This window comes from Amycolatopsis iheyensis, assembly GCF_024703995.1.
In the GTDB taxonomy this organism is placed as follows: domain Bacteria; phylum Actinomycetota; class Actinomycetes; order Mycobacteriales; family Pseudonocardiaceae; genus Amycolatopsis; species Amycolatopsis iheyensis.
The window spans coordinates 1-19824 of sequence record NZ_JAMXQV010000008.1 but is presented as its reverse complement, the minus strand read 5'-3'; the positions used below and the strand labels follow the sequence as shown (position 1 = coordinate 19824).

Sequence of the window (19824 nt, the reverse complement as noted above, 5' to 3'; positions counted from 1 at the left end):
GTCTGTGCTACAAAGGGGGAGATCGTGCGGGAATGGCTGATCGCCGCGGTGGTGCTGGCCGCGGTCGTGGTCCTGGTGATCCGGCGTCTGCGGGGCGAGCCGCTGGTGGCGCGGGAACTGTTCGGCGCGCCGGTGATCCTCGTCGCCATCGGCGCGTACAGCCTGACGAAGCTCGAGTTGACCGTCGCCGACGCGCTGTGGGTCGCGCTGGGTTCGGCGATCGGGCTCGGCTTCGGGGCGGCGCGCGCGGTGACCACGCGGCTGTTCGAACGGGACGGCGTGCTGTGGCTGCGCTACACGCTGTGGACGTTCGCGGTGTGGGTGGTCGCGGCGGGCGTCAACTTCGGGTTCGGTGCCCTCGCGGTCGGCGCCGGCATGCCCGAACAGGCCCGGCCGATGACGCTGTCCATCGGCGTGAGCCTCCTCGGCGAAGCACTCGCCGTGGCGTCGCGGGCGAAGGTGACCGGTCTCCCGTACGCGCGGCCGCGACGTTAGAGCTTCTCGATCCGCCGCACCAGCAGGTCGATCTCGTCTTCGGTGTTGTAGTAGTGCACCGACGCCCGGACCATGTCCGGCAGGCCGCGCGCGGTGAAGTCGAACTGGGCCGACGTCCGCGACGAGATCGACGTGTTGATGTTCGCCTCGGCCAGCCTCGCCTTGATCTCCGGGGCCGGCGTGCCGTCGACGCTGAAGGTGACCAGACCGCACTTGCGCGCGCCGGCGTCGTGCACGCGCGCGCCGGCTTCGGTGAGCCGGGCGCGCAGCGTCGCCGCCAGGGACGCCACCCGTTCCTCGATGGCCGCCAGGCCCCAGTCGAGCGCGTAGTCGATCGCCGCGCCGAGGCCGAACACCGCCGCGAAGTCGCGCTCCCACACCTCGAAGCGCTTGGCGGTCGGGTCGACGACGTACTCCTCCGGCGCCGACCAGGTCGCCGAGTGCAGGTCCAGCATCGCCGGCTCCAGCCGCTCCCGCAGCCGCGGGTGCACGTACAGGAAGCCGGTGCCGCGCGGGCCGCGCAGGTACTTGCGGCCGGTCGCCGACAGCGCGTCGCACCTGAGGCGGGTGACGTCGAGGTCGACCTGGCCCGCCGACTGGCAGGCGTCGAGCAGGAACGGGATGCCGGCCGCCTCGGCGACCGCGCCGATCTCCTCGGCCGGGTTGACCAGGCCGCCCTGGGTGGGCACGTGGCTGACGGCGATCAGCTTGACGTCGCCGTCGACGCGCCGCCGCAGCTCCTCGACGTCCAGCTGCCCCGACTCGTCGTCGCCGACCACCTCGACGACCGCGCCCGTGCGCCGGGCCACCTGCAGGAACGCGATGGCGTTGCTGGCGTACTCGGCACGCGAGGTGAGGATCCGGTCGCCGCGCCCGAGTGGCAACGCGTAGAAGACGGCCTGCCAGGAGCGGGTCGCGTTGTCGGTGATCGCGATGTCGTCGGGCTCGCCGCCGACCAGCCGGGCGGCCGACGCGTACACCGCGTCGAGGCGGCCCTGCGCTTCGGCGGCCGCCTCGTACCCGCCGATCAGCGCTTCGTGGCGCAGGTACGCGACGACCGTGTCGGTCACGATGGCCGGCGGGAGCGCGGAACCGGCGTTGTTGAAGTGGACCACTTCGGCGCAGCCGGGCGTTTCACGGCGGGCGCGGGCGACGTCGAAGACCATGTGAACTGAATACAGTAGCCCCGTTCTGTATGCAATACTGCGGAAGTGGCCCGTACCCCGCTGCGCAGCGACCTCATCGGCGAAATCACCACGCGCGTGCTCGACGGACGGCTCGCCGCCGGCGCGCGCGTCAACGAGGTGCACCTGGCCCGGGAGCTGGGCGTCAGCCGGACGCCGTTGCGGGAGGCGCTGATCGGGCTCGCCGACCGCGGCCTGCTCGTGTCGGCGCCGGGGCGCGGGTTCCTCGTGCCGCCGTTCGACCCGGACGAGGCACGCCGGCTCTACCCGCTGGTGGCCGAGCTCGAAGCGCTCGCGTTGCGCTGGACGTCACCGCTGGAGCTGGCCGGGCTGCCGGACGCGCTCGACGCCGTCGCCGACGAGATGGCCGCGGCGCTGGACCGCGGCGACGAGCTGTCCGAAGTGGACGAACGGTGGCACGCGCTGCTGCTGTCGCGGTGCCCGAACCCGCACCTGCTGCGGCTGATCGGGCAGACCAAGCCGCTGCTGAAGCGGTACGAATCCTGCTACTTCGGCGGCGCCGGCCGCGCCGGGGAGAGCATCGGCGAGCACCGCCGGATCGCCGCGGCGCTGCGTGCGGGCGACCTGCCGACCGCGTCCGCGGTGCTCGTGCGCAACTGGGTGAAAGCGCTGGCGTACCTGGGGAAGGACGAAAGATGATCATCGCGCACCTGAGCGACCTGCACCTGGACGAAGGCCCGCGCGCCGAGGACCGCGTCGCGGCGGTGATGGCCTGGCTGGGCGGGCTGGCCCGGCCGATCGACGCGGTGGTCGTCACCGGCGACATCGCCGACCACGGCGCGGCGGCGGAGTACGCGCGGGCCGCGGAGCTGCTGAAGCACCCGGCGCCGGTGCTGGTCTGCCCGGGCAACCACGACGACCGGGCGGAGTTCCGGACCGGGCTGCTGAACCAGCCGCCCTCGGCCGAGCCGATCGACTTCGCGCGCGAGGTCGGCGGCGTGCTGTTCGCGATGTGCGACTCGACGATCCCCGGCAGCGGCGCGGGTTTCCTGGCTGATTCGACCCTGGCGTGGCTGGACGAAACCCTGGCCGGCGGCGACGGCCCGGCGTTCGTGGCGTTCCACCACCCGCCGGTCGAAGTGGGCGTCCCGCTGGTGGACGGCATCCGGCAGACCGGGGAGGAGCGGCTGGCCGCGGTGCTGCGCCGCCACCCGCGTGTGGTGGCGCTGCTGGCCGGTCACGTGCACACCGGCGCGTCGACGACGTTCGCGGGCGTGCCGCTGCGGATCGCGCCGGGCGTGGTTTCGCAGTCGCTGCTGCCGGTGGAGCCGGGCGCGGACCGCGGCTGGGCCGAAGGCGGCCCGCTGGACTACGAGCGGCCGCCGTCGCTGCTGCTGCACGTCCTGCACGACGACGGCCGGGTGACCAGCCACCACCGCGTGGTCGGCTGAGGCTCAGCCGGAGATCTTCGCGTCGTAGACTGTGGTGCCGCAGAAGGCGCCGCCGTAGCCGGTGACTTCGATGCGGCCGGAGACGTCGCCGCCGTCGATCGTCACCCGCAGCCGGCCCGACTTCGGGAAGAACGGGCACGCCGCGATGCTCGACGACGACGTGAAGAGGTTCCCGCCGGTGGCGGCCATGTTCTCCACTGGCTCGACGGTGATCGTGTCGCCGTCGGTGTCGACGCTCGCCAGGTCGAGGTCCGCGGCCCCGGAACCCGGCAGGCAGCCGGTGTTGGAGCCGAACCGGATCGCGCCGGGCTGCGGCCGGCCGGCGGGGCTGCCGGAGACCAGGCACACGTCGACCGGGTTGACGTCGTTCGTGGTGCCGCTCGAGGAGATCGTGTCGACCACCCGCAGCGTGGCCGGCCGGCTGAACGAGTGACCGGAGACCGAGCCGGAGAGGGTGACGTCGTAGGAGCCGGTGGTGCTCCGGCGCGCTGCTTCGGTTTCCTCGGTTTCGGAGGTCGTCGTTTCTTCCTCCGTGGTGGTGGTTTCCGAAGAGGTGGTCTCGGTGGTCGTGGGGGTGTCCGTCGTCGGTGTGGTCGTGGTCGTCGGCGTGTCCGACGTCGGAACCGGCGCCGGGCTCGCGACCTGCTCGACCCCGCCGCAGCCGGCGGTGAGCAGCAGGCCGGTGGTCACCGCGGCGATGATCTTTCGGTTGCTGATCAAGGGAAATCCTGACCTGGGCGGCGTGTCATGGCGTAGGTCGGTGGTGGCCGCGGAGACGTTACGACCGGTTTGTAACGGCTTCGCCCGCGGGCACGACTCCTGGTCGGGCGCCCGGCCGGGTGTCCGTCCACAGTGGAGGATCGAGTGCCGGGCGTCGTTCGCCGCGCGGGGTTCCGCGTGCTCGGGGTGGTCGCCCTCATCGCGCTGCTCGGGTTCGGGCTCCACCTGAGCCGGCCGGCCGAGCCGGTGCTCGTTCCCGCGGGTCCGTCCCTGGTGGACGTCCCGGCGCGGGGGAGTGACCGGCAGTGGGAGCTGAGCGGCGCCCGGGTGGGCGACGACGGCACCGGGTTCTTCACCGGCGAGATCACCGTGACGAACCGGGCGGACCGCGCCCGGACGGGGCTGTTCCGGCTGACGCTCTCCGTCGGCGGGACGAAGGTGGCGGACCTGTTCGGCCAGGTGCGGTCCGCGGTCGCCCCGGAGGAGACGGTCGTGGTCGAGCTGGGCCTCGGCGGCGGGTTCGTGCCCGGCCCGTACGCGGTGGAGTTCCACGAGGCGTTCGCGTAGGAAGGCGGAGCGGGTGAGCGACGAGGTCATCGGCTGGGCGGTGCGCTTGGCGGAAGGGGTGGCCCCCGACGAGGTGGAGCTGGTCCCGGCGCTGACGGCGGCGTACGTGACGGGTGGAGCGTCCCGGCGGGAGCTGTTCGCCCGCGCGAACTCCGTCCCGGGCGGGTTCGACGTGACCGCGCCGATCGTGGTGTTCCCGCACGTCCTGGCGGCGGTGACGCTGGCCGCCCCGGCGATCTGGTCGGCGCTGGGCGGGAACTTGAGCTCGGTCTCGTCGCTGCTGAAGAACCTGGGGGACCTGTGGGACCGCCGGCGTGCGAAGCCGGCGCCCGAGGAGCTGCGGCTGCCGGAGCTGAGCCGGTTGATCGACGCGATCAGCGCGGAGCTGACGGCGGCCGGGCTGCCCCCGATCGAGAGCGAGGTGCTGACGTTCCGCATCGTCCGCGCGTTGATCAGCGACGGCGCGGGGACGCGGGCGTTCCTGGCGGCGGCGCCCCCGGAGGAGCCGTGACGATCGCCTCGCCGGCCCCGCCTTGGTTGCTCTTCTGGTTCGTCACCGCGGTCGGCTGGACCGCGCCCCGCCAGTTCCCGTTCTGGCGGGACACCGTCCTCGACGTCCTCGGCGCCACGCCGAACCCCGCCACGACCGTCCCCGGCAGCGACCTCCTCCGCGTCGCCGGGCTGGTCGACCTCGTGCCCGCCTTCGTGCTGCTCGCCGCCGTCGTGACCGTGGCCGGGGCCGGCGTCCGCGGGCGGCTCGTCGAACGCCGGTACCGGCTGGACGGTTTCCCGACCCCGACCCTCGCTGCCATCACGGGGTACGCGAAAGCCCAGCTCCCCACCGTCGAGGTCCGGGCCAACCTCCGGCGCACCGACCTGCTCGCCTTCGCCTACCTCCGCCGCCCACGCCGTCCCCGGCTCGCCGTCTTCGCGCCGCTGGTCGTGCTCTGGCGGCGGGACCGCGCGGCCGCCGAAGCCGTCGTGCGGCACGAACTCGCGCACTGCCGGCAGGGCGACACCCTCCTCTCCGGTGCGACCAGCCCGCTGGCGTTCGTCGTCCGGCACTGGCCGGGCCTGTTCGTCTGGACGGCCGTGGTCCCGGTCGGGGCGGTGTGGTTCGCCGCTGTTCTCGACGGCGCCGGGTACGCCGGTGGCGAAGTCGGCAGCGGGCTCGGCCTGATGCTGCTCACCGCACTCGGCTCGCTGCTGGCGGCGGTGACGCTGCCGGTCGCCGGGTCGTGGAGCGCCGAGTTCGCCGCCGACCACGTCGCCGGCGCCGCGGCGGCCACCCGCCTCGGTGTGCCGAAGACCCGCCGCGTGACGGCGCGGCTGACCCACCCGCCGATGGCCCTGCGCCGTCGCCTGCTCGACGCGGGCCCGCGTGCCACCGCGCTGGCCGCGATCGCGTGCTACCCGGTGGGCTGGCTGGTCCAGCTCGGCTGGCTGCTCCTGGCCGCCAACGCGGCTTGGCTGCAGCTGGGGGAGTCGGGTACCCAGCGCGCACTCGGACTGTGGGTGGCGGCCGGTTGGCCGGTGTGGACGGCGGCTGCCGTTTTCGGTGCGGCTTGGCCGGTGTTGCGCCGGCCGTGGGCGCGTTTGGTCGGTGGTTGAGCGCACCGGCCGACCGGCCCCCTCCGCCGGCTCAGCCGGTGAACACCGGCAACGTCACCTTCGACGGCCGCCCCGAGTCGTGGAAGATCTCGAAGCGATTCGCCTTCCCAGCCACCGCCGAGGTCACCGGCTCGTCCGTTCCGTGGTTGCGGGCGAACCGCGGGAACGCCCCGCCCGCCACCTGGACACGCAGCCGGTGGCCGCGGCGGAAGCGGTACGCCGTCGGGTCCAGGACGACCTCCGCCGTCACCACCCCGTCCGCGTCCGCCGCCGGGAAACCCGGGCGCAGCCGGAGGATCCCGTCCGTCACGTTCCGCGAAACCCCGCCGCCGTCGACGTCGCAGAGCCGCACGAACACGTCCGCGTGCCCGAGCTCGGTCCGCACGTGCACCGTCGCCGACACCTCGCCGATCACGTCCACGTCCGCGGGCAGCGGCTCGCCGGTGAACACCAGCACGTCCGGCCGCGCCTCGACCTCCTGGTTGTCGCGCTGCTTCGTCTCGCCCATCAGCAGCGGGCCGCCCACCGACGGCGTCGGGTCGGCCGGGTCGTAGGTGAACGCCGTCGGGCGCGCGTCGTCGGCGACTTCCTCGCCCAGCCCGCCGATCGGGCGCAGGTGGGACGCCGTCGCGGTCGAGGGCGGCGGCCACGACTCGAAGTCCAGCCAGGTGTCCGCGCCCTGGAGGAAGAGCCGGACCGGCGAGCGCTGCAGCTGCGTCCGGTCGCCGAGCAGGTGCGCGCGCAGGAACCCGAGCTGGTCGCGCAGCATCGGGCCCATGCTCGCCGGCTCGCCGTGCGCCCACGGCCCGATCGTGAGCCGCGGCGCCTTGCCCGCCTCGGCGAGGATCCGGAAGTCCCGCAGCTGCGAGCCGATGAACAGGTCGTACCAGCCGGTGACCATCGACACCGGCACGTCGAGCTTCGCGACCTCGGCGCTGTGGTCGGCCATGGCCCAGTAGTCGTCGTCGGGCACGAAGTGCGCGGTGACGTCCTGGAGGAACCGCACCGGCTTCCCGATCGCGGCGACGTCGGCGCCGGCCAGCGGCAGGAACGACATCGCCCGGCGCGTCCTGCGCTTCTGCAGCGGGTTCGGCAGCGCGGCGAACCGCTCTTCCTGCCGGCCGATCATCGCCGACCACGACACCATGTTGTCCGCCGCGAGCACGCCGCCCGGGTAGAACGTCGAGACGAACTCCGACGCCGTGACGCCCAGGCACATCGCGGCCAGGGGCGGGTCGAGGTAGGGCCCCAGCGCCCACTGCGTGTGGCCGAGGTAGCTGGCGCCCGCCGTCGCGAGGTTCCCGTCGCACCACGGCTGGGCGCGCAGCCACTCGGCGGTCGCGACGCCGTCCTCACGCTCGAGGTGGAAGGGCCGGAACTCGCCGCCGGAGCCGAACGAGCCGCGGGTGCTCTGGATGACCGTCTGCAGCCCGTGCCGGGAGAACGTCTCGCCGAAGAGCCGCCCGAGCAGGCCCGCGCGCCCGTACGGCGTGCGGATCAGCACCACCGGCGCCGACGTCGTGCCCGCCGGGGCCCACCGGTCGGCGAGCAGCGTGACGCCGTCGGGCATCGGCACGGCGAGGTCGCGCGTGACGACCGGTTTGGGGCCCTCGGCGCGGGGGAGTCCGAGCAGCTTGTCGACAAGTCGGTCCAGCACGGGCGCCCGCCTTCCGAAGTGGAGTCGATCCTTCCGGATCCGACGGTACCTCAGTTCGCCCGCGCGAGCCTTTCCGGACGCAGCAGCTTCGCCAGCTCCTCGGCCGGGATGAGCCCCTTCTCGACGACGAGCTCGGCCACGCCCCGCCCGGTCGCGAGCGCCTCCTTCGCGATCTCGGTCGCGGCCGCGTAGCCGATGCTCGGGTTCAGCGCCGTGACCAGGCCGATCGAGTTCTCGACGTACGCGCGCAGGACGTCGACGTTGGCGGTGATGCCCGAAACGCACTTCGTGGCCAGCGTCCGGCAGGCCGCGCCCAGGTGCGTGATGCTCTCCGACAGCGCGTGCAGGATGATCGGCTCGAACGCGTTGAGCTGCAGCTGCCCGGCCTCGGCGGCCATGGTCACGGTGACGTCGTTGCCGATCACCTCGAACGCGACCTGGTTCACCACTTCGGGGATCACCGGGTTGATCTTGCCGGGCATGATCGACGACCCGGCCTGCACCGGCGGCAGGTTGATCTCGTTGAGCCCGGCCCGCGGCCCCGAAGACAGCAGCCGCAGGTCGTTGCAGCTCTTCGACAGCTTCACCGCGATCCGCTTGAGCACACCGGAAAGGTGCACGAACGCACCGCAGTCCTGCGTCGCCTCGACGAGGTCCGCGGCGGTGACGACCGGCAGCCCGGTGATCTCGCGCAGGTGCCGGCACGCGGCCTCGGCGTACCCCGGGGCGGCGTTGAGTCCGGTGCCGATCGCGGTCGCGCCGAGGTTGATCTCGTGCAGCAGCGCGACGGCCTCGCCGAGGCGCAGCCGGTCCTCGCCGAGCATCACCGCGTAGGTGCCGAACTCCTGGCCGAGCGTCATCGGCACCGCGTCCTGCAGCTGCGTGCGGCCCATCTTGAGCACGTCGTGGAACTCGACGGCCTTGGCCGCGAACGCCTTCTCCAGCACGACCATCGCCGCCGACAGCTCGCGCACGGCGAGGATCGTCGCGACGTTCACCGCGGTCGGGTACGCGTCGTTGGTCGACTGGCTCAGGTTGACGTGCTCGTTGGGGTGCACGACGTGGTAGTCGCCCTTGGCGTGCCCGAGCAGCTCCAGCGCGCGGTTCGCGATGACCTCGTTGGCGTTCATGTTGGTCGACGTCCCGGCGCCGCCCTGGATGACGTCGACGACGAACTCGCCGTGCAGCGCGCCTTCGCGGATTTCCCGGCAGGCCTCGCCGATCGCGTCGGCGATCTCCGGCTCGAGCAACCCCAGTTCGGCGTTGGCGCGCGCCGCGGCCTCCTTCACCGCGGCGAGCGCCTCGATCAGGTGCGGATAGGCGGCGATCGTCGTGCCGGTGATGGGGAAGTTCTCGCGGGCGCGGGCGGTGTGCACACCCCAGTACGCGTCGGCGGGGACGTCCTTGTCACCCAGCAGGTCGTGTTCGCGGCGGGTGGTCATCGCAGGCTCCCCACGGGAAGGTTTCCGGTGAATCGCAGGTTGTCCGGGCCGGGCGGGACGTCGACGCCGCACAGCTTCAGCGTCGCGGCCAGCACGGGGTAGCGGGCGCGGTCGCCGCCGTCGGCGATCTTGAACGCGAGCGCCGTGCCGTCCGGCAGCGCGGCGACCTGGACGGCCTCGAAGCCGTCCTTCGCGATCAGCCCGGGCACCGCGCGCATCACGGCGGTGACGTCGCGGCGGCTGCCGCCCACCAGCTCCGGGTGCGCCCGGATGCCCTCGGCGACCAGGTGGTCCGGTGTGCCCGGCGCGGCCGTGGCGATCTTCGAAACGGCCGTCGCGAGCCCGCGCAACGTCGTCGCGAACAGCGGCGCGCCACAGCCGTCGACGGCGACGCGCTCGATGGGACGCCCGGTCAGGTCCTCGACGGTGGCGGCGATCGCGCGCTGCAGCGGGTGCGCCGGGTCGAGGTAGCCCTCGGTGCGCCAGCCGTTCAGCTCGCACGTCGCGAGCATCGCCGCGTGCTTGCCGGAGCAGTTGTGCCCCAGCCGGCTCGGCGCGCGGCCGGTGGCGACCCAGTGGTCGCGTTCGACCGGGTCGAACGGGAAGTCCGCGGGGTTGCCGAGCGCGTCGGGGGAGCGGCCGTCGAGCACGTCGAGAGCCGCGTCGAGGTGCATCGGCTCGCCGGAGTGGCTCGCGGCGGCGATGGCGAACCCGGCGGGGGACAGGCGCAGCCCGAGCCGCGCCATCGCCGTGGCCTGCAGGGGTTTCGCGGTCGAGCGCGGGTACATCGCGGCGTCCGGGTCGCCCGCGGTGAACAGCGTCGTGCCGTCCGGGGCGAGCACGATCGCCGAGCCGTGGTGGACGCCCTCGACCATGCCGTCGCGGATGAGCTCGATTAGGGGTTCGTGGCTCACATGCCCTCCTCGTCGAACGCACGCATGTCGATCCGCTTGCGCGCGGCGAACCAGCCGGCGACGAGCGCGACGGCGATCGCGGGCAGCGCCAGCAGGGTGATCCGGCCGGTCTCGTCGAAGCCCATCAGCACGACGACCGCGGCGAGGAACACGAGCGTCGCGATTTCGGTGTAGGGCGAGAACGGCAGCCGGAACGCGGGCCGCTCGAGGCCGTCGCGCTTCGCCTTGCGGACGAACAACAGGTGGCAGACCACGATGATCGCCCAAGTGGCGAGGATGCCGATGGCGGCGAAGTTCAGCACGATGTCGAAGGCGTCCTTCGGCACGACGTAGTTCAGCCCGACACCCAGCACGCAGACCGACGCCGTCAGCAGGATGCCGCCGTAGGGCACCTGGTTGCGGTTCATCACGCCGGTGAACTTCGGCGCCGAGCCCGCCTTCGCCATCGAGCGCAGGATCCGGCCGGTCGAGTAGAGCCCGGAGTTGAGGCTGGACAGCGCCGCGGTGAGCACGACCAGGTTCATCACGCTGTCCGCCGCGGGCACGCCGAGGTGCGAAAGGACGGTGACGAACGGGCTCTGGTCCTTGGTGTAGGAGCTCCACGGCAGCAGCATCGCCAGCAGGACCACGGAGCCGACGTAGAAGACGAGGATCCGCCACATGATGGAGTTGATCGCCTTCGGCATGATCTTCTCCGGGTTCTCCGTCTCGCCGGCGGCGACGCCGACCAGCTCGACCGAGGCGTAGGCGAACACGACGCCCTGCACGATCAGGACCATCGGCAGCAGGCCGGTCGGGAAGATCCCGCCGTGCTCGGTGATCAGCTGCGGGCCGGGCGCGGCGCCGTCGATCGGCGTCTGCGTCACCAGCAGGAAGATCCCGATCAGCATGAACAGCACGAGCGCGGCGACCTTGACGATGGCGAACCAGAACTCCATCTCGCCGAACAGCTTCACCGAGACGAGGTTCAGCGTCAGGACGACGGCGAGCGCGATCAGCGCGAGCACCCACTGCGGGACCGGCGAGAAGAACGACCAGAAGTGCGCGTAGAGCGCGATCGCCGTGATGTCGGCGATGCCGGTGGTCGACCAGTTGAGGAAGTGCATCCAGCCCGCGACGTACGCGCCCTTCTCGCCCATGAACTCGCGGGCGTAGGAGACGAAGGCGCCGCTGGACGGCCGGTAAAGAATGAGTTCGCCGAGCGCGCGGACGACGAAGAAGGCGAAGAGCCCGCAGACGGCGTAGACGATCGCGAGCGCCGGCCCGGCCTGGGCGAGCCGGCCCCCGGCGCCGAGGAAGAGGCCAGTGCCGATCGCGCCGCCGATCGCGATCATGTTGACGTGACGCGGTTTCAGCGCCTTGTTGTAGCCGGCGTCGCCCGCGTCGGCGGGGGCCGTGAGGGTCTGTTCGGTCACTGGTCCCCGTTCACGATGCTGGTGAGAGTGGCTTCGACGTGCGTGAGGTGCGCGGTCATGGCTGCGACGGCTTCCGGTTCGGAGCCGCTCTCGATCGCCGTGACGATCGCGCGGTGCTCGGCGTTCGACTGCCGCCGCCGGTCGCCGAGCTGGTTGAGGAAGGCGGACTGCCGCGCGAGGGCGTCCCGGATCTCCTCGATCACCTTCCCGAACACCGGGTTGCCCGAGGCCTGGGCGATGCTGATGTGGAAGAGCGAGTCGAGCGCGACCCACGCGGTGTTGTCGGTCTCGGCGTCCATCCGCTCGACGAGGTGGGCGAGCAGGTCGAGGTCGTCCTGGCTGCGGCGCAGGGCCGCGTAGCCGGCGACGGGGATCTCGACGTGCCGGCGCACTTCGATCAGGTCGCGGGCGGAGTACGGCCCGAAGGTCGGGTTGTCGGCGGGGCCGGTGGCGGTCACGAAGGTGCCCTTGCCGGTCTTCGACTCGGTCATGCCGAGCGCCTGCAGCCCGCGCAGGGCTTCGCGGATGACCGACCGGCTGACCTCGAACTCCCGGCTCAGGGACGCCTCGGAAGGCAGCTTGGCGCCGACCGGGTAGTCACCGCGTTCGATGAGCTTGCGCAGGTGGGCCAGCACGGCCTCCATGGCGCTCACCCGGCGGGGACCACCTTGTCCGGCTGTCTGGCTGTCAGACAGGTTCATGCGGGGAATGCTCGGTTCCCCCGGGTCGCCTGTCAACGCGGCGACCGGGGGTGTGGCTCACCTCACCGCCACGGCCGTGATGCCTCCCCGGTCACGCGTGATGCCCCTCCAGTCACGCATGATGCCTCCCTGATCACGCGTGATGCCACTCGCTCACCTCGCCCGCCGGCAACCGACCCGGCCCGCCCGCGCCCCGGGCGTCGCGCGAGAAGAGCTCCGCCGGAGTGCCTCACCCACCCGTCCGGCGTCCCCGCGTGACCACCCGACCGCGCCTCGTACCCGCCCGTCGCACCGTGATCAGCACCGCCCGAAGCGGTGGCGCGTCGCAGCAGCCGAACACGCCCCGGGAGGAGCAGAATCGACCCGGCGAGCACGTGTCGGGAGCGAGAGCGCCACGGGTTAGGGTGGGGGACCCGGGCGCGCCGGTCCCATTCACCAAGGGGAGGTTTTCGCTGGTGTCGAACGATTCCTTCGTCCACCTGCACGTCCACACCGAGTACTCGATGCTCGACGGTGCGGCGAAGATCGCCCCTCTCTTCGCGGAGGCGGCGCGCCTCGGCATGCCCGCGGTCGGCATGACCGACCACGGCAACATGTACGGCGGCGACGAGTTCTACCAGCAGTCCAAGAAGGCGGGCCTCAAGCCGATCATCGGCATCGAGGCCTACATCGCGCCGGAGAGCCGCTTCCACAAGAAGCCCGTCTTCTGGGGGCAGGCCAACCAGCGCGGCTCGGACGAGCTGGGTGAGGGCGGTGACGTCTCGGGTGCCGGCGCCTACACCCACATGACGATGCTCGCGCAGAACGCCACCGGGCTGCGGAACCTGTTCAAGCTGTCCTCGCTGGCCAGCATGCAGGGCTACTACCGCAAGCCGCGCATGGACCGCGAGCTGATCTCCGAGAACCACGCCGGCATCATCGCCACCACCGGCTGCCCGTCCGGCGAGGTCCAGACCCGGCTGCGGCTGGGCCAGAAGGAAGCGGCGATCCAGGCCGCGTCCGACTACAAGGACATCTTCGGCGCCGACAACTTCTTCCTCGAGCTGATGGACCACGGCCTGCCGATCGAGCGGTCGGTCCGCGAGGGCCTGCTCGAGATCGGCCGGCTGCTCGACCTCAAGCCGATGGCGACGAACGACTCGCACTACGTCACCAAGGACCAGGCCGACACGCACTCGGCGCTGCTGTGCGTCCAGGCCGGCAAGACGCTGAACGACCCGACCCGGTTCAAGTTCGACGGCGACGGCTACTACCTCAAGTCCGCCGCCGAGATGCGCGAGTACTGGGACAAGGAGGTCCCGGGCGCGGCCGACACGACGCTGCTGATCGCCGAGCGCGTCGAGTCGTACGAAGAGGTGTACGCGCACAAGGACCGGCTGCCGTTCTTCGAGGTCCCGGAGGGCTACGACCAGGGCGGCTGGCTGCGCGAAGAGGTCGCGAAGGGGCTGGCCTGGCGGTTCCCGGGCGGCCCGCCCGAGGGCTACGACGCGCGGATCGAGAAGGAGCTCGACGTCATCATCGGGAAGGGCTTCCCGGCCTACTTCCTGATCGTCGCCGACCTCATCTCCTACGCCCGCCGCGTCGGCATCCGCGTCGGCCCCGGCCGTGGTTCGGCCGCCGGCTCGCTGGTCGCGTACGTGCTCGGTATCACGAACCTGGACCCGATCCCGCAGAAGCTGCTGTTCGAGCGGTTCCTGAACCCCGAACGCGTCTCGATGCCCGATATCGACATCGACTTCGACGACCGCCGGCGCGGCGAGATGATCCGGTACGCGACCGACAAGTACGGCGCGGACAAGGTCGCCCAGGTCATCACCTTCGGCACCATTAAGACCAAGGCGGCGATCAAGGACTCCGCGCGGGTCCACTTCGGCCAGCCCGGCTACGCGATCGCGGACAAGATCTCCAAGGCGCTGCCCCCGCCGATCATGGCGAAGGACATCCCGCTCTCGGGCATCGTCGACAACAAGCACGAGCGCTACGGCGAGGCCGCCGAGGTCCGCGCCCTGGTCGAGACCGACGACGAGTGCAAGACGATCTTCGAGACCGCCCGCGGCCTCGAAGGACTGATCCGCAACGCGGGTGTGCACGCCTGCGCGGTCATCATGTCGTGCGACCCGCTGACCGACGCCATCCCGCTCTGGCAGCGTGACGACGGCTCGATCATCACCGGCTGGGACTACCCGTCGTGCGAGGCCATCGGCCTGCTGAAGATGGACTTCCTGGGCCTGCGGAACCTGACGGTCATCGGCGACGCGATCGACAACATCAAGGCCAACCGCGGGATCGACATCGACCTCGACACCCTCGGTGTCGAGGACCCGGAGACCTACAAGCTGCTCGCCCGCGGCGACACGCTCGGCGTGTTCCAGCTGGACGGCGGGCCCATGCGTGACCTGCTGCGCCGCATGGAGCCCACGGTGTTCGACGACATCGTCGCGGTCGGCGCGCTCTACCGCCCCGGCCCGATGGGCATGAACGCGCACAACGACTACGCCGACCGGAAGAACAACCGGCAGAAGGTCAAGCCGATCCACCCGGAGCTCGACGAGCCGCTGCGGGAGATCCTGGCCGACACCTACGGCCTGATCGTCTACCAAGAGCAGATCATGCACATCGGCCAGAAGGTGGCCGGCTACACCATGGGTCGCGCGGACGTGCTCCGCCGGGCCATGGGTAAGAAGAAGAAGGAAGTCCTCGACCTCGAGTACGAGGGCTTCGAAGCCGGCATGAAGGCCAGCGACCTGGTCCCCGGCGGGTTCTCCGCCGAGGCCGTCAAGGCGCTCTGGGACACGATCCTCCCGTTCGCCGGCTATGCGTTCAACAAGAGCCACGCGGCCGCGTACGGCCTGGTCTCCTACTGGACGGCGTACCTCAAGGCGAACTTCACCGCCGAATACATGGCGGCGCTGCTGACGTCGGTCGGTGACAACAAGGACAAGTCGGCGGTCTACCTGTCGGAGTGCCGCCGCCTGGGCATCAAGGTGCTGCCGCCGGACGTCAACGAGTCGGCCCTGCGGTTCGCGGCCGTCGGGGAAGACATCCGCTTCGGCATGGGCGCGGTCCGCAACGTCGGCGCGAACGTCGTCGAGTCGATCATCAAGACCCGCGGCGAGAAGGGCAAGTACGCCTCCTTCACCGACTTCCTCGACAAGTCCGAGCTCGTGGCCTGCAACAAGCGGGTGATCGAGTCGCTGATCAAGGCGGGCGGGTTCGACTCGCTCGGCCACACGCGGCTGTCGATGATCCAGGTCCACGAAGACGCGGTGGAAGCCGTGGTCCCGCTCAAGCGCCAGGAGGCGATGGGCCAGTTCGACCTGTTCGGCTTCGGCGGCGACGAGGGGGAGGCGGCGCCGTCGTCGTCCCCGCTCGCGCACCTGAAGTTCGGCGAGGAGGAGTACCCGCGCAAGCAGCTGCTCGCCTACGAGCGGGAGATGCTGGGCCTGTACGTTTCGGCGCACCCGCTCGACGGCGCGGAGCGCATCCTGCGCAAGCACGCCCCGAAGCCGATCGCCGGGATCCTCGCCGATCCGCCGCGCGAAGGCGAGATCGTCATCTCAGGGCTGATCACGTCGCTGGAGCGGCGGGTCAACAAGAAGGGCGAGCCCTGGGCGATCTGCACGGTCGAGGACATGGACGCCTCCCTCGAGGTGCTGTTCTTCCCGAAGTCGTACGCGCTGTTCGCGGGTGAGCTGATCGAAGACAACGCGGTGCTGGTCAAGGGCCGGGTCAACTGGCGCGAAGACAAGATGTCGGTCTTCGGCGGCGGCCTGGCCACGCTGGACCTGTCCGAGGTGGGCACGGGCAACGGCGACGACGAGCCACCGCTGGTCCTGCTCGCGGCGGCCGAGAAGATCGACCAGTCGGTGGTGAGCGAGCTGCGGTCCACGCTGCTGGCCCACAAGGGCGAGACCCCGGTCCACCTGAAGCTGGTGGGCAAGAACCAGACGGTCTTCGCGCTGTACGACTACCCGGTCAAGGTCAGCTCCATGCTGATCGGCGAGCTCAAGGGGATCCGCGGAATCACCGCCAGTACGTGACGAAAAGTCGGGATCCGCAGGCACAACGCGCGCGGATCCCGTCTTTCGTGTTTGCTGAGTGGGGTACCCCCCGCCCGTGAACTTGCGTGAGGCCGACCTTCCGATGACCTACGAACCCGATCCCCGGCGTTGGAAAGCCCTCGCCGTCTCGCTCACCGCGGGGTTCATGGGCCTGCTCGACGTCAGCATCGTCAACGTCGCCCTGCCGTCGATGCAGTCCGGGCTGCAGGCGAGCAGCGGCGGCATCCGCTGGGTCGTCTCCGGCTACGCGCTCGCGTTCGGCCTGGTCCTGGTCACCGGCGGCCGCCTCGGCGACGCGTTCGGCCGCCGGAACATGTTCCTCGGCGCCCTCGCCGGCTTCGTCGTCACCAGCGCGCTGGCCGGCGCGGCCCCGAACGAGACGACGCTCGTGCTCGCGCGGCTCGCCCAGGGTCTGGCCGCGGGCATGCTGACCCCGCAGAACACCGGCCTGATCCAGGACCTCTTCCGCGGCGCCGAGCGCGGCCGCGCGTTCGGCATGTTCGGGGCCGTCGTCGGCATCTCGACGGCGGTCGGCCCGATCCTCGGCGGGTTCATCCTCGCGGTCTTCGGCGCGCAGGACGGCTGGCGCTGGGTCTTCTACGTCAACGTCCCGATCGGCGTCCTCGCGTTCGCGCTGGCCCTGCGGTTGCTGCCGCGCAGTGAGAAGAAGCCGCTCAGGATCCGGTCGGAGATCGACTTCGTCGGCATCGTCCTGCTCGCCGTCGCCGTCCTCGGCGTGCTGCTCCCGGTGATCCAGTCCGACGACGGCGGCCCAGGGCGGCTGTGGTGGCTCTTCGTCATCGCGCTCGCCTTCGGGGGCGCGTTCGTGCGCTGGGAGCAGCGGGTGGTCCGCCACGGCCGGTCACCACTGCTGGACACCCGCCTGTTCACCGGCACCCCGGGCTACGCCGCGGGTGCCGCGGTCGGCGCGCTCTACTTCTGCGGGTTCGCCGGGATCTGGCTGGTCTTCGCGATGTTCTTCCAGCAGGGCCTCGGCTATTCGCCACTGCAGTCGGGCCTGTCGGTGACGCCGTTCGCGCTCGGCTCGGCGGTGTCCGCCGCGATCGCCGGGCGGCTGGTGCCGAAGTTCGGCCGGCGCCTGACCGTCGCCGGGCTGGCCATGGTCGCCCTCGGGCTGCTCGGCGTCGCGGCACTGGCCGAGCTCGCGACCCCGGCGTGGGCAGGCTGGGCGTTCGCGCTGCCGCTGCTGTTCGCCGGGGTCGGCGGCGGGATGGTGATCTCGCCGAACACGACGTTGACGCTCGAGTGCGTGCCGGTGCGGATGGCCGGGGTCGCGGGCGGCGCGTTGCAGACCGGGCAGCGGATCGGCACCGCGATCGGGACCGCGGTGCTGGCGTCGGTGTTCGGCACGGTCGTCGGCGCGGCGAACGACTACCCGCTCGCCCTGACGATCGCGCTGTGCTGCGCGGCCGTCTTGACCTGCGGGGCGCTGGCGCTGGCCGTCGCCGAGCTCCGGGCGCGACGCCATCGGGCATCCGAGGAGGAACGCGAAGCGCGGGAGACCGAAACATCCGCCGCCGACGTGCAGCGAGGCTGAGAGACTACTGACGGCAGATTCGCGATGCTCCATCCGAGTGACGAGCACGGAAAGACACTGGTGCTACGCAGAGCAACCAGGTAGATCTTATGGAGCCTTCACTGCGCGGCTTCGGCTACCGACAGTGGCAATCGGTCGGCCACCCGGGGATGGGGTGACCGGCCTGAGCGATCGAGGCGTCCGGAGTTCGAGGGAATGGACACACTCGGTCACCTTCCGTCCAGTGAGTGTCGGCGTCCGCGGGGGACCGTCCGGCATTCGCGGAAGGGATGCCCATCGGCAGCCACCGGCGCGTGACGGCGGCGGGCGGGCCCGGGTGAGGGGGAACCGGGCCCGTCCGTCCTTTTCGCCCGTGTCGTGCTCGCTTCCACCGCGCTGATCATGTTGGGATGAACGCGTTTCGTCCGACACCGACGCGGGGAGTCCGATGACCGAGCAGCCGTCGTGGCCGGAGCGCCGGATCCGCACGTGGTACCGGCCGATGCGGTCGCGCGACAGTGGTGAGCACCACCGCGTCGCGACGCCGTTGGAGCTGCTGTTCGACCTCTGTTTCGTGGTCGCCGTCGGCCAGGCCGCGTCGTCGATGCACCACGCGCTGGCCGAGGGCCACGCCGCCCACGGCGTCCTGTCGTTCGCGATGGTGTTCTTCGCGGTCTGGTGGGGCTGGTTGAACTTCAGCTGGTTCGCCTCGGCGTTCGACACCGACGACGTGCCGTACCGGCTGGCCACGCTCGTGCAGATCGCCGGTGGGCTGACCGTCGCGGCCGCGGTGCCGAGCGCGTTCGAAGGCGACTTCCGGCTGATGGTCATCGGGTACGTCCTGATGCGGCTCGCCATGGTGTTCCAGTGGCTGCGGGCCGCGCGGTCGGATCCCGGCTGCCGGCCCGCCGCGCTGCGCTACGCCACCGGGATCGCGGTGGTCCAGGTGCTGTGGGTGTCCTACCTGTGGCTGCCGGAGGGGGTGCGGCTGGCCGCGTTCGCGCTGTTCGCGGTGCTGGAGATGGCCGTCCCGGTCTGGGCGGAGCGCCGGCGGGGGACGGCCTGGCACCCGCACCACATCGCCGAGCGGTACGGGCTGTTCACGCTGATCGTGCTGGGCGAGGTGATCCTCAGCGCGACGAACGCGATCAAGGAGGGCACGGCGGAGCCCGGGCACACCGGCGCGCTGGTGTCGCTGGCCGCGGCCGGGCTGGTGCTGGTGTTCGGCATGTGGTGGCTGTACTTCGACCGGCCGGGGCACGCGCGGCTCGTCCGCCGCCCGACGATGTTCACGTCGATGAGCTGGGGCTACGGCCACTACTTCATCTTCGCGTCCGTGGCGGCGGTCGGGGCGGGGCTCGAGGTCGCGGTCGCCTACGACACGGGGACCCTGCACCTGGACGGGGTGGCGGCCGCGTTCCCGACCACGATCCCGGTCGCGGTCTTCCTGCTGAGCGTGTGGCTGCTGCACATCGGCCCGACCAACGAGTGCCGCCCGATCGCGATCGGCTTCCCGGTGGCGGCGGTGCTGGTGTTCGCGGCGTCGTTCACGCCGGCGCCGATCCACGTCGCCGCGGCGCTCGTGGCAGCGCTCGTCGTCGTCACGGTCGTCGCGACCCACGGCCGGCCGCAGCCGTAGCTCGCTCCGGATCGACGCAGGTCAGGGGCCTGGCGCGAATAAAGGGACCCCCCTGTGCAAGGGGGTTTCGAGGGCATGTAAAGTTCTCCAAGTCGCCAGGGAAACCGGGCGGCCGCCGGGGCCACGAACCAAGCTCCCACGAAGGTGGTAGAGTGGGTGGTCCTGAACCGAGGTGGTAGCCTCGGAACAAAGCTTGAAACAAATGCCGAGAGTCTCAGCCGCCGATAAAGCGGGTGGATTCAGAGTGTGTTGCTTGAGAACTCAACAGTGTGCTAGTGAACTAAGCCAGTAGAGCTTATGTATTGAACCTCGTATGAGGTTCCTTTGAGAGCATTAAATTGCCTCGATTAAACTGTTCATTGTTGGAGAGTTTGATCCTGGCTCAGGACGAACGCTGGCGGCGTGCTTAACACATGCAAGTCGAACGCTGAACCGGTTTCGGCCGGGGATGAGTGGCGAACGGGTGAGT

The 19824-nt window shown here is 71.0% G+C and carries 16 protein-coding genes and 1 rRNA gene; 10 read left to right on the top strand and 7 right to left on the bottom strand.

The features are described from left to right. Positions 1-24: 24 nt before the first annotated feature. On the top strand, positions 25-495 hold the full coding sequence (locus M8542_RS16665) for a DUF1453 domain-containing protein (protein ID WP_257921081.1): 471 nt from the start codon (positions 25-27) through the stop codon (positions 493-495). Here the strand turns inward: M8542_RS16665 and M8542_RS16660 are convergent. After that, positions 492-1661, bottom strand: coding sequence for an aminotransferase class V-fold PLP-dependent enzyme (locus tag M8542_RS16660; RefSeq protein ID WP_257921080.1), 1170 nt, complete (start codon positions 1659-1661; stop codon positions 492-494). The genes M8542_RS16665 and M8542_RS16660 overlap by 4 nt on opposite strands. A gap of 45 nt (positions 1662-1706) precedes the next feature. Between M8542_RS16660 and M8542_RS16655 the strand changes: the two genes are divergently transcribed. Then, the gene (locus M8542_RS16655; RefSeq protein ID WP_257921079.1) at positions 1707-2339 is read left to right on the top strand and encodes a GntR family transcriptional regulator; all 633 of its coding nucleotides are present in this window, start codon (positions 1707-1709) and stop codon (positions 2337-2339) included. Beyond that, the gene (locus M8542_RS16650; protein ID WP_257921078.1) at positions 2336-3091 is read left to right on the top strand and encodes a metallophosphoesterase; all 756 of its coding nucleotides are present in this window, start codon (positions 2336-2338) and stop codon (positions 3089-3091) included. Before M8542_RS16655 ends, M8542_RS16650 begins: the two co-directional genes overlap by 4 nt. A 3-nt stretch (positions 3092-3094) precedes the next feature. Here M8542_RS16650 and M8542_RS16645 read toward each other — a convergent pair whose 3' ends face one another. Then, entirely contained in the window at positions 3095-3811 is a 717-nt protein-coding gene (locus M8542_RS16645) for a hypothetical protein (RefSeq protein ID WP_257921077.1), read from the bottom strand. A gap of 144 nt (positions 3812-3955) precedes the next feature. Between M8542_RS16645 and M8542_RS16640 the strand changes: the two genes are divergently transcribed. The 3 genes from M8542_RS16640 to M8542_RS16630 are packed head-to-tail and all read left to right on the top strand — an operon-like array spanning position 3956 to position 5989. Then, entirely contained in the window at positions 3956-4378 is a 423-nt protein-coding gene (locus M8542_RS16640; protein ID WP_257921076.1) for a hypothetical protein, read from the top strand. A 13-nt stretch (positions 4379-4391) separates the two neighbouring features. Next, a complete protein-coding gene (locus M8542_RS16635) occupies positions 4392-4889 on the top strand; it encodes a hypothetical protein (protein WP_257921075.1) in 498 nt (165 codons plus the stop codon). After that, the gene (locus M8542_RS16630) at positions 4886-5989 is read left to right on the top strand and encodes a M48 family metalloprotease (protein ID WP_257921074.1); all 1104 of its coding nucleotides are present in this window, start codon (positions 4886-4888) and stop codon (positions 5987-5989) included. The genes M8542_RS16635 and M8542_RS16630 overlap by 4 nt, the downstream gene beginning before the upstream one ends. 31 nt (positions 5990-6020) lie before the next feature. On the opposite strand, the gene M8542_RS16625 is transcribed toward M8542_RS16630, so the two are convergent. From M8542_RS16625 to M8542_RS16605, 5 genes are read right to left on the bottom strand one after another with little or no spacing between them, the layout of a single operon-like run. Next, a complete protein-coding gene (locus M8542_RS16625; RefSeq protein WP_257921073.1) occupies positions 6021-7646 on the bottom strand; it encodes a CocE/NonD family hydrolase in 1626 nt (541 codons plus the stop codon). Between the two features lie 50 nt (positions 7647-7696). Continuing rightward, positions 7697-9088, bottom strand: coding sequence for an aspartate ammonia-lyase (gene aspA / locus M8542_RS16620; protein ID WP_257921072.1), 1392 nt, complete (start codon positions 9086-9088; stop codon positions 7697-7699). Continuing rightward, positions 9085-10002: an asparaginase gene (locus tag M8542_RS16615; RefSeq protein ID WP_257921071.1), complete on the bottom strand. Its 918-nt coding sequence runs from the start codon at positions 10000-10002 to the stop codon at positions 9085-9087. The genes aspA and M8542_RS16615 overlap by 4 nt, the downstream gene beginning before the upstream one ends. After that, a complete protein-coding gene (locus tag M8542_RS16610; RefSeq protein ID WP_257921070.1) occupies positions 9999-11417 on the bottom strand; it encodes an amino acid permease in 1419 nt (472 codons plus the stop codon). The genes M8542_RS16615 and M8542_RS16610 overlap by 4 nt, the downstream gene beginning before the upstream one ends. Next, positions 11414-12061: a FadR/GntR family transcriptional regulator gene (locus M8542_RS16605; protein WP_257921467.1), complete on the bottom strand. Its 648-nt coding sequence runs from the start codon at positions 12059-12061 to the stop codon at positions 11414-11416. Before M8542_RS16605 ends, M8542_RS16610 begins: the two co-directional genes overlap by 4 nt. Before the next feature lie 512 nt (positions 12062-12573). Between M8542_RS16605 and dnaE the strand changes: the two genes are divergently transcribed. From dnaE to M8542_RS16585, 4 genes are all read left to right on the top strand, one after another. After that, the gene (gene dnaE, locus M8542_RS16600; protein WP_257921069.1) at positions 12574-16158 is read left to right on the top strand and encodes a DNA polymerase III subunit alpha; all 3585 of its coding nucleotides are present in this window, start codon (positions 12574-12576) and stop codon (positions 16156-16158) included. A 103-nt stretch (positions 16159-16261) separates the two neighbouring features. Further along, the gene (locus M8542_RS16595; protein ID WP_257921466.1) at positions 16262-17737 is read left to right on the top strand and encodes an MFS transporter; all 1476 of its coding nucleotides are present in this window, start codon (positions 16262-16264) and stop codon (positions 17735-17737) included. Between the two features lie 427 nt (positions 17738-18164). Beyond that, positions 18165-19355: a low temperature requirement protein A gene (locus tag M8542_RS16590; RefSeq protein ID WP_257921068.1), complete on the top strand. Its 1191-nt coding sequence runs from the start codon at positions 18165-18167 to the stop codon at positions 19353-19355. Positions 19356-19714: 359 nt separating this feature from the next. Continuing rightward, positions 19715-19824, top strand: a 16S ribosomal RNA gene (locus M8542_RS16585); the annotation flags it as partial.